Here is a 17354-nt window from a genome sequence, read left to right as displayed (position 1 = left end):
CCCTTTCGCTTTTTTGAACTCAGGCGTAAAAATGCCTTAATTCAAGCCTATCTGTACAGGCGTTCAACCCCTTCATCCCTGCGAGCATCCCATGTCCAAAACACTCGGCAGATTTATTCCGGCCCTGGTGGCGGCCTCGCTGCTGACCGCCTGCGCCGAGGCCCCGACCAAGCAGACCATGGGCACCGGCATCGGCGCCGTGGGCGGCGCCCTGATCGGATCGCTGTTCGGACGCGGCATGGGCAATATCGCCGCCACCGCCGCCGGGGGCCTGCTGGGCGCCTGGGCGGGTTCGGCGGCGGGCAAGGCCTGGGACAAGGCCGACAAGGAAAAGGCCGACGAGGCTTTCGAGAAGGCGCATGCCGCGCCGGTCGGCCAGCAGGTGGCCTGGAGCAATCCCGAGACCGGCAATTCCGGCACCGTCACCGCCACCCGCGAGGGCAAGGACGAGACCGGCAATACCTGCCGCGAATACGAATCCAGCATCACCGTCGACGGCCAGGACCAGACGGTGAAGGGAATCGCCTGTCGCCAGACCGATGGAAGCTGGGCCGCGAAGTGATGGAGCCACCGAGGAATCTGGTGCCTTTGGTCCAAATTCCGTAACATGCGGCCTTGGATGGAAGAATCGAGGGCGCGGTGAAGGATCCCTATCAGGTCTTGGGCGTGGCGCGGACATCGTCCGACGAGGACATCAAGAAGGCGTACCGCAAGCTCGCCCGCGAACTGCATCCCGACCTCAACCCCGGCGACCACAAGGCCGAGGAGCGGTTCAAGGAGATTTCCGCCGCCTACGACTTCCTGTCGGACGCGGCCAAGCGCGCCCAGTTCGACGCGGGCGAGATCGATGCCAGCGGCGCCCAGAAGCGCCGGGCCTGGCGCGGCCATGGCCCCGGTGCCGGAGCGGGCGCCCGGCGCGGCGGCGGCCCGTTCGGCGATAATGTGGACGATATTCTGTCCGAGCTGCTGCGACGCAAGGAGCGCGGCAAGGCCCAGGCCAAGTCCGGCGCGGCGGGCGGCTTCGGCGGCGATGGCGATCTTCGCGTCTCGCTCAGCGTCGGCTTCACCGATGCCTGCGCCGGAACCATGCGGCGCGTCACCCTGGATCGCGGCCGGGTGGTGGAGGTCCGCATCCCGCCGGGGACGGTGGACGGCCAGACCCTGCGGCTCAAGGGCCAGGGACGGGTGGGCTTCATCGGAGTCGAGCCCGGCGACGCCTATGTGGACATCAAGGTCGAGCCCCATCCCCATTTCACCCGCCGCGACCGGGACATCCTGATCGAGATTCCGATCTCGGTGCAGGAGGCCATCCTGGGCGGCAAGATCACCGTGCCCACCATCGACGGCAAGGTGACGGTGACGGTGCCGCCCGAGTCCAATACCGGCTCGGTGCTGCGGCTCAAGGGCCGGGGCATCGCCGCCGCCGATGGCTCGCGCGGCGACCAGTTGGTGACGCTGACGGTGGTGCTGCCCGAGCATGACGCCGAATTCCGCAAGCTGGTGGAAAAATGGGGGCCACGCCATGGCTACGACCCCCGCGCCAAGTCTGGCCTCTAAGAGATTGTTCCCATGACCCAGTTCAGTTTCGAGCTTCTGGCCGAGGACGGCGCCGCCCGCCTGGGCCGCGTCCATACCGCCCATGGCGCCATCGACACCCCCGCCTTCATGCCGGTGGGCACCGCCGCCACCGTCAAGGCCATGCTGCCCGGCTCGGTGGCCGCCACCGGCGCCCAGATCGTGCTGGGCAACACCTATCACCTGATGCTGCGACCGGGCGCCGAACGGGTGGCGCGCCTGGGCGGGCTGCACAAATTCATGAACTGGCCGGGGCCGATCCTCACCGATTCCGGCGGCTTCCAGGTCATGAGCCTGGCCAAGCTGCGCAAGCTCGACGAGGACGGCGTCACCTTCCAGTCCCATCATGACGGATCGAGGCACCGGCTGACCCCGGAAAGCTCCATGGACATCCAGCGCCTGCTGGACGCCGACATCACCATGGCCTTCGACGAATGCACCCCCTTCCCCGCCACCCCGGAGCAGGCGGCCGTGTCCATGCGCCTGTCCATGCGCTGGGCGGCGCGGTCAAAGGCCGCCTTCGTGCCCCGTCCCGGCTATGGCCTGTTCGGCATTGTCCAGGGCGGCGTCTATCCCGAGCTGCGGGCGGACTCCGCCAAGGCCCTGCTGGAGATCGGCTTCGACGGCTATGCCGTGGGCGGGCTGGCGGTGGGCGAGGGCCAGGAGGCCATGTTCGCCACTCTGGAGGTCACCACGCCGCTGCTGCCCCGGGACAAGCCCCGCTATCTCATGGGAGTGGGGCGGCCGTCCGACATCATCGGCGCCGTGCTGCGCGGCGTCGACATGTTCGACTGCGTCATGCCGACGCGGTCGGGGCGCACCGCCCAGGCCTTCACCCGGCGCGGCACCGTCAATCTCAGGAACGCCCGGCACCAGGACGACCCGAGGCCGTTGGAGGAGGGCTGTTCCTGTCCCTGCTGCCGCGACCATTCGCGGGCCTATCTCCACCATCTGATCCGCTCCGAGGAAATCCTCGGCCCCATGCTGCTGACATGGCACAATATCCAGGCCTATCAGGACCTGATGCGATCCCTGCGCGAGGCCATCGCCGAGGGCCGGGTGGCGGAGTTCGCCGCCGAGGCGGCGCGGCTGGAAGCCCTGGGCGATATCGAGGTGTTGCGACATGCTGGATGAAACCGACGGACTTCCCCTCGACCTGCCCGACGCCGCCTTTGCCGCGCTGAAGGCGGCGGGGGCGGCATGGCATGACGAGTCACACGCCGAGGTCAAGGTGTTGGAGGCCCTGGCCCTGGCGCCCGACGCCCTGGCGGCCCGCATCGGCGCCTATAAATTCTATTTCTACCGCCACCGGCTGGATGAGGCCCTGCCCCACGCCGAATCCTGCGTGGATTTCGCCCTGGCCGCCCTGGGCCTGCCCGGCGACTGGCGCCGGGTGACGCCGGGTGATGCCGCCTTCGTCGGCACCGCCGTGACCCTGGCGCCGCTGCCCAAGCTGCTGATGCAAACCCTGATGGCCACCGGCTATGTCCTGGCGCGGCTGGGCCGCATCGCCGAGTCCGAGGAAGCCCTGTCCAAGGTGGTGGAACTGGATCCCACCGACCGCCTGGGTGCCGCCCGCCTGCTGGCCACCGTGCGCCGGGGCGGCGTCGAGGAGGAAGACCCGGCGTGAGCGATCACGCCCTCTACGCCCTGGCCTGGGCGGTGTTCGGCCTGTCCCATTCCGCCTTCGCCGGGCGAGGCTGGTTCGGCCGCTGGTCGCGGTTGGCCTACAACGCCGTGGCCGTGATCCTGTTTCTCGGCGTCGGCGCGGCGGGCGCCGCCCTGCTGGGCGATCGCCCGGTCTTCGACCTGCCGCTGGCGGTGCGGTGGGGAATGGGAGCGCTGCATCTGGCCGGATGGGGGCTGATGATCTGGTCGGCGCGCTTCTACGATCTGGGGCGCCTCGGAGGCCTGAGCCAGCTCCGCCATCCCGAAGCCGCCGCCGACGAGCCGCTTCGCCTGGACGGCCCCCATGGCCGGGTGCGCCATCCACTCTATGCCAGCGGCTTCCTGATCCTGTGGGGCGCGGCGCTGTCGCCGCTGGGTCTCGCCACCGCCATCTGGGGCAGCCTCTATCTGCTGGTGGGCACGGTTTGCGAGGAACGGCGGCTGCTGCGGCTTTACGGCGAGGCCTATGCCGACTACCGCCGCCGGGTTCCGGCTTTTATCCCGCACCGATAGAAAATATCACATTTGCAATATGCTCGAATACGGCATGGACCGTATTGTGGCGAGAAGTGTCGTGATGTAGAAATTGAATCGCATTGTCGCATATGCGCCTGCATTCTGTGCTTTGCGAGGTTGCGGTGATTACTTAGTCACGGCGGCAACTTCCATCGGGTAGAAACCCTACAGCTTTCGAATAGAAAGGCCCTTTTCCCAAAGGAGGAAATGGCCGTGGGGATATTGTCTGCGATGACGATGTCGTGGCGGGACAGCCTGTCCGTTGGCCTGGCCGAGGTGGACGAGGATCATCGGGCCATGTTCGCCCTGGCGGGGGTGATGGCGGCGGCGGTGGAAGCCGGGGATCTGATGGCCCTGGACCGGGCCATGCAAACCCTGGTGGGAGGGCTGGCCGATCATTTCAGCCGCGAGGAACGCATCCTGGCCGCGCGGGGCGACAAGCGCCTGGCGCGCCACCGCGCCAGCCACGACACCACCCTGGAGCGCTTCATTCTGTTGCGCCGTCGCTTCATCCTGGCCGAGGCCGCCGCCGACAAATGCCGCGTGGCCGCCGAGGCCCATGACTTCCTGACCGGCTGGCTGGTACCGCACATCGCCGCCGAGGATACCGATCTGCGCGCCGCCGCACGCGCCACCGAGATCGAGGCCCCCGTCTCGCTGCCGGTGCCCCCCTCCCCCAGGGACACCCGGGCGCCGGAAGGCGATATCGACTACGACCTGCCGCCCCATCTGGCCCATCTGCTGCGCCGGGTGGCCTTTGCCGTGCCACGACTGGGACCGCCATCACGGGAGTTCGACAGCTTCGAATCCCTGTGCGCCGCCGCCATCCGCCGCCGTATCGACCGGGTTCTGGTGTTCTTCCGCCGTCACGGCCCCCAGGTGGTCCGCGACTTGCCGCCGCCCTTCTTCGCCTCGGAGGCTTTCGCCCAACGCTTCGGCGAGGCGGTGGAGCGGCTGATCGTCCCAGCCATGCTGCAAAGCCGCCAGTTGCGCGGGCTTGCCGCCCATCTCGACTGGCGTTCCGCCGATGCCGACAGCTTCTGGTCGGCGGTGGAGCGGCCGCTGGCCGAGGACATGGCCAGCCGCTGGCGCGCCGCCTGGGACGAGTTGATGCTGGTGGAAAAGCTCCGCGACGATGGCAGCCGGGTGTTGATGGTCAAGGAAGCCACCAAATGGCTGCGCGAGATGCTGAAGCCTCCCAGCCTCCGCGACTACGACCTGCCCCGCATCGGCAATACCGAGATCGCGGCGTTTCGCTCGCTGTTCGATCCCGCCGCCGATCCCCTCCCCGATCTGGAGGCCGCCTGGCGCAAGTGCCACGACCTCTATGAACAGGAGCTCGATCCCCGGGTCTACCAGCAGCGGGGCAGCGATGGCGCCTTGCGCGACCATCTGCTGGCGCTGCATGCCAGACTTCCCGGCCATTGGGGCGAATTCCTGGTGCTGACCTGCCACCGGACATTCCGCCGGGTCAACACCCGCTATCTGGAACGCTTCACCGCCAGTGTCGGCCGCACCGCCGAGGAGCGGCTGCGCCACATGCCATTCCTGATGGGCTATCTGTCGCAACTGGCCGGGCATTCCCATATCCGGACCCAGGAACGCGACGACGAGGACAGCTGGAAGGCCGAACGCCAGGAGTTACAGAAATTCCTGCGGGGGATCGGACCGGAAGTGGCCTGAGAAATCCTGCCCGGCTGTCCGCTTCAAATCCGGCGATCCGATTCGCTGGCGACCATCAACAGTCGTCATACGCGGGCTCGTCCCGCGCATCCACGCCCATCCGCCAACCCCAATATGCCCAACAATGTTCGGGCCGATCCGCGTGGGTGGCCGGGACAAAGCCCGGCCATGACGGTACCTTCTACGCCTTGGCCTGGTAGTAGAGATTCTGGACATGGGTCCCGGCGGCGAAGAACACCCAGCGTTCCGCCAGCAGCCCGATGAACTGGCAGGCGAAGGCTAGGCAGGGCAGCCCGGCCGCCAGCAGGGCGGCGGGGGCGGCGAATCCCGCCAGCAGGAAGAACACGGTCAGGCCGCGCACCGTCTCCGGCCCGCCGGGGGCAAAGAACTCCACGGTATTGAAGCTTTGCCCCATGAAGCCCTGGGTCACCTGGCGGATCTGGCCGTGATGCACCCCGATGGCGGTCTTCATGGAGGATCGCGACTTGGCCGTCGCGTTCAGCCATACCTGCCACGACCGGGCCGCCAAGGCACCCAGGGTCAGCACCAGGGCCGCCGATGTCAGGAAGCCACGCAGGGCGGAGTCCATCAGGGTGGCGAAAGCGGCGGCCAGGGTGAAGCCCGAGGCCAGCCCCATCAGCAGGTAATTGATCACCGTCCAGCCCGAGGCCCATTGGCGGATGAAGCGGACGCAGGCATAGACCATGCCGGTGGCGACGAACAGGGCCAGTGACCCCGCCACTGCCAGCAGGCCCAGCGCCATGGCCAGGTCGAGGGTCTTGCCATTGCCGAAACTGGCCACCACCGGCGACCAGCCCAGGGCATGGACACCGCCATAAAGCACGGCGAGGCCGCAGACCAGCGGGATCAGGATGACTTCGCGCGACAGCCACGAGGTCCGCCAGCGGGTCGCCGCCCGCCAGCCGCGCTGGGGATTGGCCAGATGGAATATCGAGGCCACCAGCCCCAGGCACAGCAGCACCAGGGCGACCAGGGCGCCGATGGCGTAGAAGCTGCCCGGCGCGGGTTTGGCGCCGGTCCCGATGGCGTCATAGATCTGGCCACTGGCCAGGGCGATCAGCAGTCCCTGGCCCGCCCCGATCAGGGTGGTCAGGAAGACGACGGAAAACGCGGGTTTCATGATGCTCGCTCCTTTCCGTCTACCAGCTCGACACGCCGTCGATGGTGGGCGTGGTGAAGGCTGGCCGCGGCTTCTCGCCGTCGGCCTTCAGCGGATTGTCCACCCGCACCAGTTCATCGGCGTGCAGGGTGGTGGTGGTCTTGCGGCGCGGCAGATAGTGATTGGCCGGGCTGGTGCCCCATTCCGGCATCAGCTGGAAGCCGCCAGCGTCGCGGATGGCCTTGGACGCCTCGGACTCCGGGTCCTTGACGTCGCCGAAGATGCGGGCGCCGGCCGGGCAGGCCAGGACGCAGGCGGGTTTCCGGCGCTCCTCCTCGATGGTCTTGTCATAGATGCGGTCGACGCACAGCGTGCATTTCTTCATCACCCCCTGGACCGGGTCGAATTCCCGGGCGCCATAGGGGCAGGACCACGAGCAGTATTTGCAGCCGATGCACTTGTCGTAGTCCACCAGGACGATGCCATCCTCCTCGCGCTTATAGCTGGCCCCGGTGGGGCAGACCGGCACGCAAGGGGGCTCCTCGCAATGCAGGCAGCTCTTGGGGAAATGGATGGTCTCGGTATTGGGGAAGGTGCCGCATTCGAAGGTCTGGACGCGATTGAAGAACACCCCGTTGGGATCGGCGCCATAGGGATTGGTGTCGGTCAGCGGACCGGCCCAGCCCGAAGTGTTCCATTCCTTGCAGGAGGTCACGCAGGCATGGCAGCCGACGCAGACATTGAGGTCGATGACCAGGGCGAGCTGCTTGGTGCTCATGACTTCCTCCCCGCCAGGAAGGCGCGGACCTTGGCCTTGAACCCGATGGTCTGGCCGGGCAACGGCACCATGGGCTTGAATTGTGGCCAGCTCTCCTCGGCCTCGCCGGGCTTGCAGGCGGTGACCTTCAGCTTCAGGTCGTACCATGCCGCCTGGCCGGTGACCGGGTCGGAGTTGGAGACATGGCTCCCATCGGCCAGCATGCCGGGCAGTTCCTCGGAGATCAGGTGATTGAGCAGGAAGCCCTTGCGCGACTCATTGGCGTCGGCGTCCAGCGCCCAGGCGCCCGAGGCCTTGCCGATGGCGTTCCAGGTCCAGACCGTGCCCGGCTCCACCGCCTCGGTGAACTTGGCCTGGCACTTGATCTTGCCCCAGGGGCTTTCGGCCCAGACCCAGGCGCCGTCGCCGAAATTGCCCAGCGCGCCGACCTTGGGATGCATGAACAAGACGTTGCTGGTGTGGATCTGACGCAGCCAGGCATTCTGGGAATCCCAGGAATGGTACATGGCCATGGGCCGCTGGGTCAGGGCCGACAGCGGATAGCTGGCCCCGTCCGAGCAGCGCCATTCCAGCGGCGTGTAGAAGAAGGGAAGCGGGTCGAAGAAGGTTTTGACCCGTTCGCGCAATCGGTCGGGGGGCTGCTTGCCCTTCCACTTGCCCTCGGCGGCAAGGCGGAACTTCTGCATCACCTCGGAATAGATGTGGGGCATGATGGGATCGGTGAACCGCACCAGCCGGTGGCGATAGGCCCATTCCAGATAGCCCTTGTTCCAGTTGCGCATGTACTGGAAGGACGGCGGCAGGTGGTGGTGGTAGTGGTTGTTGTTGCGGGCGTACATTTCCCACTGATTGGGATTGGGTTCGCCCACCATGGACTTCTCGCCCGACTTGCCGCGCCAGCCCGACAGGAAGCCGATGCCCGATCCCGGTTCGGTCTCGAAATTGACGATGAAGTCGGGATAGTCGCGGAACTTGCGCGATCCATCCTTGTGGGTGAAGGCGGGCAGCTTCAGCCTTGTGGCCAGTTCGATCACCACTTCCTGGAACGGCTTGGAATCGCCCAAGGGCGGCAGGATCGGCACGCGGACCGAATCGACGGGTCCGTCGAATTCCGAGATGGGCCGGTCCAGGATGCTCATGACGTCGTGGCGTTCCAGATAGCTGGTATCGGGCAGCACCATGTCGGCGAAGGCCACGGTCTCGGACTGGAAGGCGTCGCAGACCACCAGGAACGGAATCTTGTATTGGCCGGATTCGTCCTTGTCGGTGAGCATCTTCCTCACCTCGGACGTGTTCATGGTGGAATTCCACGCCATGTTGGCCATGAACAGCAACAAGGTGTCGATGGGGTAGGGATCACCCCGCCAGGCATTGGTGATGGCGTTATGCATCATGCCGTGGACCGACAGCGGGTATTCCCAGGAAAAACCCTTGTCCAGGCGGATGGGCTCGCCATCGGCATCCACCGACAGGTCGTCGGGATCGGCGGGCCAGCCCAGCGGCGTGCCGGTCAGGGCCTCGCCCGGCTTGATGGCCTGCGGCCCCTTGGGCGGCTTGGGGCAGGGCGGGATCGGACGCGGGAACGGTGCCCGGTGGCGGAAGCCGCCGGGCCGGTCGATGGTGCCCAGCAGGGTCATCAGGATGCCCAGCGCCCGGATGGTGTGGAAGCCGTTGGAATGGGCAGCCAGGCCGCGCATGGCGTGGAAGGCCACCGGATTGCCGGTGATCTTGTCGTGCTCGTTGCCCCAGCAGTCGGTCCAGGCGATGGGCAGTTCGATGGTCTGGTCGCGCGCCGTCACCCCCATTTCGTGGGCGAGGCGGCGAATGGTATCGGCGGGAATGCCGGTGATACCCTCGGCCCATTCCGGGGTGTAATCCTTCACCCGCTCCTTCAGCAACTGGAAGGACGGCTTGACCGGAGTACCGTCGGCCAGGACGAAGCTGCCCATCAGGCGGCCCTCGGTGCCCTTGCTCCGGGCGATCACCGGCGCATTGGAGGCCCGGTCCCACCACATCTTGTCGGGAGTCTCGAAGGTGTCGGGCCGCACCGGCACGCTGCCCTCGCGCACGAACAGGCCGTGATCGTCGGAACTGGCGTCCTGGTTCACCAGTTCGGCGGCATTGGTGTACTGGACCAGGAAGTCGCGGTCGAACAGACCCAGCTCGATGATCTCGCGGATCAGGGCCAACAGCAGGGCGCCATCGGTGCCGGGACGGATGGGAACCCATTCGTCGGCGATGGCGGCATAGCCGGTGCGCACCGGATTGACGGCGATGAAGCGGCCGCCGCCGCGCTTGAAGGCGCTGAGTTCACGCTTCAGCGGATTGGAATGATGATCCTCGGCGGTACCGATCATGATGAACAGCTTGGCGCGTTCCAGATCGGGACCGCCGAATTCCCAGAAACTGCCGCCAAAGGTGTAGATCATCCCGGCCGCCATGTTGACCGAGCAGAAGCCGCCATGGGCGGCATAGTTGGGGGTGCCGAACTTGGCGGCGAACAGGCCGGTCAGGGCCTGCATCTGGTCGCGGCCGGTGAACAGGGCGAATTTCTTGGGATCGGTGGCGCGCAGATGGGCCAGGCGCTCGGTCAGGGTGGCGAAGGCCTCCTCCCAGGTGATGGGCTCGAAGGCGCCCTCGCCCCGCTCGGCGCCGTCCTTGCGCTTCAGCGGCTGGGTAAGGCGGGCGGGCGAATACTGCTTCATGATGCCCGAGGCGCCCTTGGCGCACATGATCCCCTTGTTCAGGGGATGGTCGGGATTGCCCTCGATATAGCGGACCTCGCCATCGCGCAGATGGACGCGGATGCCGCAACGGCAGGCGCACATATAGCAGGTTGTGGTTTTGACTTCCGATCGCCCGATTTCGGAATCGGGAATGGACACGGGATCCCTCATGCCGACCTTACCCCCCTGGAACTCTTCTTTATCCCCGGCCCTCAAGGGGCCTTTAAGGGCACTCTACTTTAGGAGGCTCTAATAAGGCAACCGGGAAAGGGGGCCGGGGACGGGAGGCGTCGGCAGCCTTGGCGACTCAGCCAAGCCTGGCCTTGATCTGGGCGACGGCGTCGCGGGAATAGAAGCTGCACACGCCTTTCTTGGCGGCGGGCTCGATGCCCAGATCCTTGATGGCTTTCTTCACCTTGGTGTCGGGGACGCCCAGTTCCTTGGCGATGTTACCGGCGGAGATCACTTCCTGTTCGGCCATGGCCGTCTGCTCCTTGCATGGGAATGTAACGCCGCCATGATAGCCAAATCGACAGACGGCGCCACCGACACCGATTGCCCCGGCGCCGGAATTGGGGCATCACGGAAGACTGGGCATACCGGCGGGACATGGGCATGGATCGGGACAGCAAGGATTCGGACGGTCTGGACCTCGCCGTGGTGGCGGCGGTGGCCGGCGGCTGGATCGAGGCCGAGGCTCCGCCCGAGACCCATGACATGCTGTTCACGGCCTTGGACGAATGGTCGGCCGAGCCCCGGCGGAGCGCCGCCAGGCTGTGGCTGACCCTGCTGGACCGGCTGGGGAGGGATTTCCGCTTCGACGCGGTCGTGTCGGCCTGCCGGGTGGCCCTGTCCCTGATGCCGTCACAGCATTGCTTCCGCTTCCTGTTGGCGCGGGGGCTGTTTCGGGTGGGCGAGGTGGACGCCGCCCTGGTCGAGCTGGAGCCGGTGGCGGCCCTGACCGCGCATAACCCCGAACAGATGCTGCTGCGGATCGAGATCGCGGCGGCGCGGGGCGAGGACCCTGAACCGCTGCTGGCCCTGGTTGAGGCCTGGCTGGCGGCCAATCCGAACTGGAGCGGCCAGCACGCTGCCCTGCTGCGGGGGCTGATCACCCTGGGGCGGAGCGAGCGTATCGGCCCCCTGCTCGCCCCGTTCCTGGCCGAACCCACCGAGGACATGGAAGCCCTGGTCGACCAGGCACGCCTCGCCCTGATCGGCGGCGATCCCCTGGCGGCGCGGACCCGGTTCGAACCGCTGTGGTCACGGGCCGATCCCGCCCTCGATCTAGTGGTCGGCCGCTTCGATGGCCGGGTCAGGCCCTATTCCGCCGAGATCGAGGCCGCCATCCTGGAGCGGATCGCCACCACCCCGGATGTGGCCGATCCGCCCGACGATCTGGGCGGCGACGAGCCCTTGCCCCCCTGCCGGGTGCTGCTGGTGGGGTTCGAGTCCTCCATCTTCCCCAACGACGTGGTCCATCATCTGCGCGAGTCCTGCATCGCCGCCGGGCTGGAGACGCATCAGATCCTGGACGACGCCCTGATCCTGGGCTGCGACGTCCGCCTGACCGATGCCGCCATCGAGGCGCGCATCGCCACCTTCGAGGCCGAGGTGGAGCGGCTGCGCCCCGAACTGGTGCTGATCGAATGGTGCTCGCCGCTGACCTCGCGCGGCTTGCGCCCCGACATCATGGCCAGGCTGAAGCAGCGGCTGGGCTTCCGGCTGATCGTCTCCATCCGCGATGCCCACGCCCCCGCCCTGGCCTGCATGACCGGCTGGCTGGAGGCGGCGGACACCCTGCTGGTGTTCCACCCCCTGTCGCCGATCCTGACCACCGGGGATGGCCGCTTCGCCGACCGGGTATTCTCTGGCTGGCACGCGGTGCAGCCCATGGCGCCGCCGCCGCCCTTCGAGGGGCGGCCGATCAATCTGAGCTTCGTGGGCAGCGTCTTTTTCACCATGCGCAACGCCATCTTGTCGGTACTGCTGACCGAGGACCTGCCCTTCACCGCCATTTTCGGCGACCAGCGCGCCATTCAGCTGCCCGACATGGCGGCCTATCTCGGCTTCCTGGGACAGTCGCGGGCGACCTTGAACATTTCCGCCCATACCAATTCCGAGCATCTGATCACCGGGCGGGTCTGGGAGGCGGCGGCGCTGGGGACCTTGCTGCTGGAACAGGACAATCCCTGCACCCGCCTGTTCTTCACGCCGTGGCGGCACTACCTGCCCTGGACCACCCTGGACGACATCGCGCAGCTTTGCCGCTTCGTCCACCGCAATCCCGGCGTGGCGGCCGAGATCGCGGGCCGGGCGCGGCTGCGGGCGGAGCGGCGCTATTCGGCCAAGCGGCTGTGGCGGGGCCTGCTGGCCCATGCCCGGCGCTGACGGGGAGCCCCACGGATGGATATCGTCGTCAAAGCCTTTTCGCGCCCCTTCTACCTGGACCGCTGCCTTGCCTCGATCCGGGCCAATCTGGACAATCTCGGCCCGGTCACCGTGCTGGATGACGGATTGTTCCCGGCCATGCGCGAGCATCTGGAACGCAAATACCCCGAGGTCCGCTTCGTCCGCTCGCCCTGGTGCGCCGTCAAGCCGCTGGCCATCCGCGAGCGCCTGCGCCAGCCGCTGCCCGACGATGCCGACCAGTTCGCCGGGCTGCGGGCCGATCTGGAACGGGTGCTGATCTGGCCCGGCGACATGGACCCACTGACCTTCTGGCGCGACGCCATCGGCGATCTGACGGGCGAATTCATGCTGCTGATCGAGGAGGATGTCTGGGTCTCGGACCATCTCGACCTCGCGGCGGTGGAGGATGCCATGCGCCGCCATGGCCTGCTGACGGTCTCGGCCTTCTATCAGGGCTTCCAGGCCTTTGGCGCCGTCCGGACCGGCGAGGAGGCGGGCGAGACCGCCCGGCTGGAGGTGATGGAGGTGCCGTGGCCGCCGCGCCGCGACATGGCCGACACCTATTTCCCCGTCAGTCTGGCCTTCTTCGACCGTCGCTTCTGGCTGGACTGCCATGCCACCGCGCCCGGCTGGATTCCCGAAGGCCCCATCCACGACCATGCCATGGAGGTGATGGCGGCCATGATCGGGCGGGGCGAGACGCCGGGCTTCGGCCGTATCTCGCCGCAGGTGCTGCATCACGGTTTCTCGCTGTCCACCAGGGTGCCCATGGCGCAATACGGTTCGGAGGTGACGCTCTACGACATCTCGGACCTGCTGTCCGTGGCCTGGCTGGAGGGGCGGCTGGACCCCATGCGGGACTTTCCCGCCGATTTCTCGGAAGACTACCTGTCGGGGCTGATCGCGGCGGCGCTGGGCGGCGACGCCGCCGGGGAATGGCAGCGTCTGCGCCGGACCTACGAGGCGGGGTATAGCCTGGGTCTTCACCTCAAGGCCGATCAGGTCAAATCTGCACCGCCGCCTGTCCCCCCACCGGCAAGCGAATCGTGAACACCGCGCCCTCGCCCGGCTTGCCGCCCACCACGATCTCGCCGCCATGCTTGGTGACCACCACGTCATAGCAGATGGCCAGCCCCTGACCGGTGCCCTTGCCCACCTCCTTGGTGGTGAAGAAGGGATCGAAGATGCGGTCCTTGATGTCGTCGGCAATGCCCGTGCCGCTGTCGGCGATGCTGATTTCCACGACATCGCCGCGGGCGGCGGTTTCCACCACGATGGTTCCCGGCAGGGGCTTGTCTGAAGCTTCGATGGCGTGGGCGGCGTTGACGATCAGGTTCAGGAACACCTGATTCATCTCGCCGGGATGGCAGTTGACCAGGGGCAGCGCCGGGTCGAAGCGGGTTTCGACACTGGCGGAATGCTTCCAGCTATTGCGCGACACCACCAGGGTGCTGTCCAGGGCCCGGTTGATGTCGACCGCCGATTTCTGGCTGGTGCCGGGATGGGAGAACTCCTTCATGGACAGCACGATGCGGGCGACCTGGGCGACACCTTCCAGCGACTGAGTCACGGCCAGGGGGGTCTCGTCGAGCAGGAAGTCCAGGTTGGCGGGATCGATCCGGGCTAGGAAATCCCGTCCGGCCTCGGGCCCTGCCCTGCCCTGCTCCAGTTCGGCGGCCAGCTTGCGCGCCTCGCCCACCAGGGGGATCACCTCGGCGGCGACGTTCTGGATGAAGTGCAGGTTGTCGCCCACATACTGGATGGGGGTGTTGATCTCGTGGGCGATGCCCGCAGCCAACTGGCCGACGCTGGCCAGCCGCGAGGCGTGCAGGGCTTCGCGCTGCGCCTCCTTCAAGGCCTCGGTCCGTTCCGCCACCAGACGTTCCAGCTCGGCATGCTGGTCGGCCAGGGCGCGCTGGTACTGGCGACGGATGGTGATGTCGCGGAACACCAGCACGGCGCCCACCACCTGCTCGCCCTCGATCAGCGACGCCACCAGATATTCCACCGGCATGGGCGGCTGGTCGGCGCGATGGAACAGGGCATCATCCATACGCTCGGCGACGCCGTCGCTGATGGCGCAGCCAATGGCGCGGCGGTCGGCTTCCGAAGCTTCCACCAGGGCGGTGAAGGCTTGGCCGATCATGGTGTCTGGATCGCGTTCCAGCATGGCGGCGGCCATGCGGTTGGCGAAGGTGACGGTGCCATCACGGTCCAACCCGACGATGCCGTCACCGGCGCAGTCCAGGATCAGCTGATAGCGGCGCTTCAACTGGTCCAGATCCTGCTCGCGGCGCTTGATGTCGGTGATGTCGGTGCGCACCCCCACCACGCCGCCATCGGCGGTGCGGTATTCCCGGCACAGCAGCCAATGACCGGTGGCGAGATGCATCTGGAAAGGCTCGCCGGTGGCCTCGCGGTGGGTGGCCAACCGGGTCGCGGCCCATTGGTCGAAGCTTTCGTCGTTCACCACGAAGACATCGCGATGGCGCCCCGCCATGATCAGATCGCGGAACGGAACACCGGGAATCAGCAGGTCCGACAGGGGTTGGAAAATCTTGTGGTATTCCCGGTTGCACAGCACCAACCGGTCCTGGTCGTCGAACACGGCGATGCCGTCGTTGATGCTTTCGATGGCGTCGGCCAGTTGCTGTTGGGCCTGGCGGGCGCGCTGTTCCGCCCGCGCCTCGCGGGTGATATCGGCGCCGATGCCGCGATAGCCGATGAAGCTGCCGGTCTGGTCGTAGAAGGGCATGCCGCTGATGCGGATGATCTTGCCGTCCTTGCCGCCCTCCGGGCCGATATGGAACAGCAGGTCGCGGAATGGGCGATGGGCGTCCAGATCCTCGGCGTGGACCTGGGCGAGGCCGGGGTCGTAATCGGTCAGGCCCAGCTCGAAATAGCTGAAGCCCAGCACCGCCGAGGGCTTCACGCCGAGGATATTGCCGATGCGTTCGGACACGAAGGTCAGGCGGTAGTCGATATCGGTCTCCCAGAACCAATCCGAGGCCGATTCCGCCAGGTCGCGGAAGCGGCCCTCGCTTTCCTTCAACTGCTCCTCGGCCCGCTTGTGGACGGTGAGGTCGGCCACGGTGGCGACCACCATGCGGGTGCCTTCCACCTCGACGGTGGTGGCGGTGACGAAGGCGGGGAAGCTGCCGCTGTCGACCCGGAAGGCCTCCATCTCCATGCCGTGGCTGGCGCCCAGCGGGTCGTTGGGGATCAGGGCGGCGATGTTCCAGCCCGCCACCATGTCGAGGGTGGCGGTGAACATTGTTTCGGCTGCGCGATTAATGGTCAGGATGCGGCCCTGGCCGTCCAGGGTCAGCACCGCCTCGGCGGAATTGTCGATCACCGCCTCCAGGCGCCGCTCGCTGCGCCTGAGATCGGCCTCGCGGCTGGCAACGGCATCGCCCATGGCCTGGAAGGCCTTGACCAGTTCACCGACCTCGTCGGAGGACTGCCGGGGCAGGACCACATCATAGCGGCCCTCGGACATCAGACGGCTGGCCTCGGCCAGACTGCGCAGCGGCGAGATCACCGAGCGGCTTTGCAGCCCCACCACCGTCAGGGTTCCGAAGACCAGGATGGCCGACACCACCAGCCCCATGCGCTCCACCAGGCTGAGGGCCGGCGCCACCTGGGCGTCGGCATCGAAGGCGACGCTGAGCCGACCGATGGGGCGCCCGATCAGGGTAACATCGGCAACCCGCGAGGTCAGCCCCATGACCTTGGATGGCTCCGCCAACGGATAGAGGCGTGCTCCGTCCCGGTTCAACAGGGTCAGGCCACGCCACCACGGATGGCGGAGCGCCACGCTGTCCAGGGTCTCGTGAATCTTGGCGAGATCGCCCGCCATCAGGTCGGGCACCATGGCCAGGGCCACCAGTTCCAAGGCCCGCTGCTCCGCCTCCAGCCGCTGGGTCAGCAGGGTCTGCTTCAGGGCGGCATAGGCGACGAAATACAGGGCCGCAAGGGTCATGGCGGTCAGCAACAGCAACGGCACAAGGAGTTTGGCTCGGATGCTCATGGCTCGACGACGAAGGCCTCCAACCCCAGGATGCGGAGGGAATCATAATCGCTATCGGCAGCTATGCCGATAGTCTTAATGGGGATGGCCGCCAGCAACGGAGCCATGGCCGGGTCACGACCGATGTTCAGCATCTCCGCCTTGACCCTGGATACCAGATCAGCGGAAACGCGGGGATGCGCCGCCAGGGGATGGGGAGTATAGGCGGCGGTCTCGTGGACCACCCGCAGCATCTCGCGGATTTCCGGCTTCTGGCGTTCGAAGGTGGCGCGAATGCCTCCGGCCGCATCGGCCAACCCCAAAACCACGTTGAGATAAGCGGAATCGTGGGAGCGGACATAGGACTCGGTGATCTGGATGCCGAACTTCCGCACGAACTCCGCCCGGGGGATCAGGGCGGCGCCGAATGCGTTGGGGGCGGGAAAGGCCACCTTGCGGCCATTGAGCGCCTTGACGTCGGTGATTCCGGAATCCTTGCGCACCACCACCAGCCCCGACAGCGGAGTCTCGGTATCGCGGACCAGGGCGGCGTAGCCCTGCCTGCGGTTGGCGAGCACGTAGTGAAACGGATTCATGTAGGCGAAATCATAGGCCCCGGCATGCAGGCCCTTCTCGAACAGGGGAATGCTCTGTTCGGTCACCAGCACGAAGCGCACCCCTGTTGATGCTTCAAGCCGTTCAATGATGGGGCGCCACGCCGATTCCAACTGCCGCAGGTCGAACTGGGGCACCACCGCCAGGGTATAGGTGGGTGGCTCGGCGGCCCGCAGTGGCAGGGGTGCCGTGGCCGCCATGGCCATGATCATGCTCAGGACGGTGCGTCGACGCATGGGAGGAGATCCTCAA

Annotated in this window: 14 protein-coding genes; 8 read left to right on the top strand and 6 right to left on the bottom strand. The window is 66.8% G+C overall.

Features of this window, described 5'->3' with window-relative positions; all coding sequences use genetic code 11:
- The first annotated feature begins 91 nt into the window (after positions 1-91).
- The 6 genes from A6A04_RS16730 (at position 92) to A6A04_RS16705 (ending at position 5442) form a co-directional block, all read left to right on the top strand.
- Entirely contained in the window at positions 92-562 is a 471-nt protein-coding gene (locus tag A6A04_RS16730) for an RT0821/Lpp0805 family surface protein (RefSeq protein WP_068494908.1), read from the top strand.
- A gap of 77 nt (positions 563-639) precedes the next feature.
- Positions 640-1557, top strand: a complete 918-nt coding sequence (locus tag A6A04_RS16725) for a DnaJ C-terminal domain-containing protein (RefSeq protein WP_068494906.1) — start codon at positions 640-642, stop codon at positions 1555-1557.
- Positions 1558-1569: 12 nt separating this feature from the next.
- The gene (gene tgt, locus A6A04_RS16720) at positions 1570-2709 is read left to right on the top strand and encodes a tRNA guanosine(34) transglycosylase Tgt (protein ID WP_068494904.1); all 1140 of its coding nucleotides are present in this window, start codon (positions 1570-1572) and stop codon (positions 2707-2709) included.
- A complete protein-coding gene (locus A6A04_RS16715; protein ID WP_068494901.1) occupies positions 2699-3205 on the top strand; it encodes a hypothetical protein in 507 nt (168 codons plus the stop codon). Before tgt ends, A6A04_RS16715 begins: the two co-directional genes overlap by 11 nt.
- The gene (locus A6A04_RS16710; protein ID WP_068494899.1) at positions 3202-3756 is read left to right on the top strand and encodes a methyltransferase family protein; all 555 of its coding nucleotides are present in this window, start codon (positions 3202-3204) and stop codon (positions 3754-3756) included. Before A6A04_RS16715 ends, A6A04_RS16710 begins: the two co-directional genes overlap by 4 nt.
- Before the next feature lie 234 nt (positions 3757-3990).
- Positions 3991-5442, top strand: a complete 1452-nt coding sequence (locus A6A04_RS16705; protein ID WP_068494898.1) for a bacteriohemerythrin — start codon at positions 3991-3993, stop codon at positions 5440-5442.
- 181 nt (positions 5443-5623) lie between these two features.
- Here A6A04_RS16705 and A6A04_RS16700 read toward each other — a convergent pair whose 3' ends face one another.
- From A6A04_RS16700 to A6A04_RS22740, 4 genes are all read right to left on the bottom strand, one after another.
- Positions 5624-6583: a dimethyl sulfoxide reductase anchor subunit family protein gene (locus A6A04_RS16700; RefSeq protein ID WP_068494896.1), complete on the bottom strand. Its 960-nt coding sequence runs from the start codon at positions 6581-6583 to the stop codon at positions 5624-5626.
- Between the two features lie 19 nt (positions 6584-6602).
- Complete coding sequence (locus tag A6A04_RS16695) at positions 6603-7340, bottom strand: 4Fe-4S dicluster domain-containing protein (protein WP_068494895.1); 738 nt, start codon at positions 7338-7340, stop codon at positions 6603-6605.
- The gene (locus tag A6A04_RS16690; protein WP_068494893.1) at positions 7337-10237 is read right to left on the bottom strand and encodes a molybdopterin oxidoreductase family protein; all 2901 of its coding nucleotides are present in this window, start codon (positions 10235-10237) and stop codon (positions 7337-7339) included. Before A6A04_RS16690 ends, A6A04_RS16695 begins: the two co-directional genes overlap by 4 nt.
- A gap of 136 nt (positions 10238-10373) precedes the next feature.
- Positions 10374-10547: a hypothetical protein gene (locus tag A6A04_RS22740; protein WP_172822800.1), complete on the bottom strand. Its 174-nt coding sequence runs from the start codon at positions 10545-10547 to the stop codon at positions 10374-10376.
- 134 nt (positions 10548-10681) lie between these two features.
- On the opposite strand from A6A04_RS22740, the gene A6A04_RS16685 reads away from it, so the two are divergent.
- Together A6A04_RS16685 and A6A04_RS16680 are read left to right on the top strand one after the other, a co-directional pair.
- Positions 10682-12457, top strand: a complete 1776-nt coding sequence (locus A6A04_RS16685; protein ID WP_172822799.1) for a glycosyltransferase — start codon at positions 10682-10684, stop codon at positions 12455-12457.
- A gap of 15 nt (positions 12458-12472) precedes the next feature.
- On the top strand, positions 12473-13528 hold the full coding sequence (locus A6A04_RS16680) for a hypothetical protein (protein WP_068494889.1): 1056 nt from the start codon (positions 12473-12475) through the stop codon (positions 13526-13528).
- Here A6A04_RS16680 and A6A04_RS16675 read toward each other — a convergent pair.
- Entirely contained in the window at positions 13482-16508 is a 3027-nt protein-coding gene (locus A6A04_RS16675) for a PAS domain S-box protein (protein ID WP_156612659.1), read from the bottom strand. The genes A6A04_RS16680 and A6A04_RS16675 overlap by 47 nt on opposite strands.
- Positions 16505-17338 (bottom strand): phosphate/phosphite/phosphonate ABC transporter substrate-binding protein, encoded by an 834-nt coding sequence (locus A6A04_RS16670; protein ID WP_082914998.1) that lies wholly within the window; start codon positions 17336-17338, stop codon positions 16505-16507. Before A6A04_RS16670 ends, A6A04_RS16675 begins: the two co-directional genes overlap by 4 nt.
- Between the last annotated feature and the right edge of the window lie 16 nt (positions 17339-17354).

The sequence above is a fragment of the Paramagnetospirillum marisnigri genome, from assembly GCF_001650715.1.
Classification (GTDB): Bacteria; Pseudomonadota; Alphaproteobacteria; order Rhodospirillales; family Magnetospirillaceae; genus Phaeospirillum; species Phaeospirillum marisnigri.
This window is presented reverse-complemented; position numbering and strand designations above follow the sequence as displayed.

What these genes read in the sequence shown, in the direction of transcription:
- A6A04_RS16730 (WP_068494908.1), top strand. Translation starts at nt 92, where the DNA reads ATGTCCAAAACACTCGGCAGATTTATTCCGGCCCTGGTGGCGGCCTCG.
- A6A04_RS22740 (WP_172822800.1), bottom strand. Translation starts at nt 10,547, where the DNA reads ATGGCCGAACAGGAAGTGATCTCCGCCGGTAACATCGCCAAGGAACTG.
- A6A04_RS16700 (WP_068494896.1), bottom strand. Translation starts at nt 6,583, where the DNA reads ATGAAACCCGCGTTTTCCGTCGTCTTCCTGACCACCCTGATCGGGGCG.
- A6A04_RS16695 (WP_068494895.1), bottom strand. Translation starts at nt 7,340, where the DNA reads ATGAGCACCAAGCAGCTCGCCCTGGTCATCGACCTCAATGTCTGCGTC.
- A6A04_RS16680 (WP_068494889.1), top strand. Translation starts at nt 12,473, where the DNA reads ATGGATATCGTCGTCAAAGCCTTTTCGCGCCCCTTCTACCTGGACCGC.
- A6A04_RS16675 (WP_156612659.1), bottom strand. Translation starts at nt 16,508, where the DNA reads ATGAGCATCCGAGCCAAACTCCTTGTGCCGTTGCTGTTGCTGACCGCC.
- A6A04_RS16715 (WP_068494901.1), top strand. Translation starts at nt 2,699, where the DNA reads ATGCTGGATGAAACCGACGGACTTCCCCTCGACCTGCCCGACGCCGCC.
- A6A04_RS16685 (WP_172822799.1), top strand. Translation starts at nt 10,682, where the DNA reads ATGGATCGGGACAGCAAGGATTCGGACGGTCTGGACCTCGCCGTGGTG.
- A6A04_RS16670 (WP_082914998.1), bottom strand. Translation starts at nt 17,338, where the DNA reads ATGCGTCGACGCACCGTCCTGAGCATGATCATGGCCATGGCGGCCACG.
- tgt (WP_068494904.1), top strand. Translation starts at nt 1,570, where the DNA reads ATGACCCAGTTCAGTTTCGAGCTTCTGGCCGAGGACGGCGCCGCCCGC.
- A6A04_RS16690 (WP_068494893.1), bottom strand. Translation starts at nt 10,237, where the DNA reads ATGAGGGATCCCGTGTCCATTCCCGATTCCGAAATCGGGCGATCGGAA.
- A6A04_RS16705 (WP_068494898.1), top strand. Translation starts at nt 3,991, where the DNA reads ATGACGATGTCGTGGCGGGACAGCCTGTCCGTTGGCCTGGCCGAGGTG.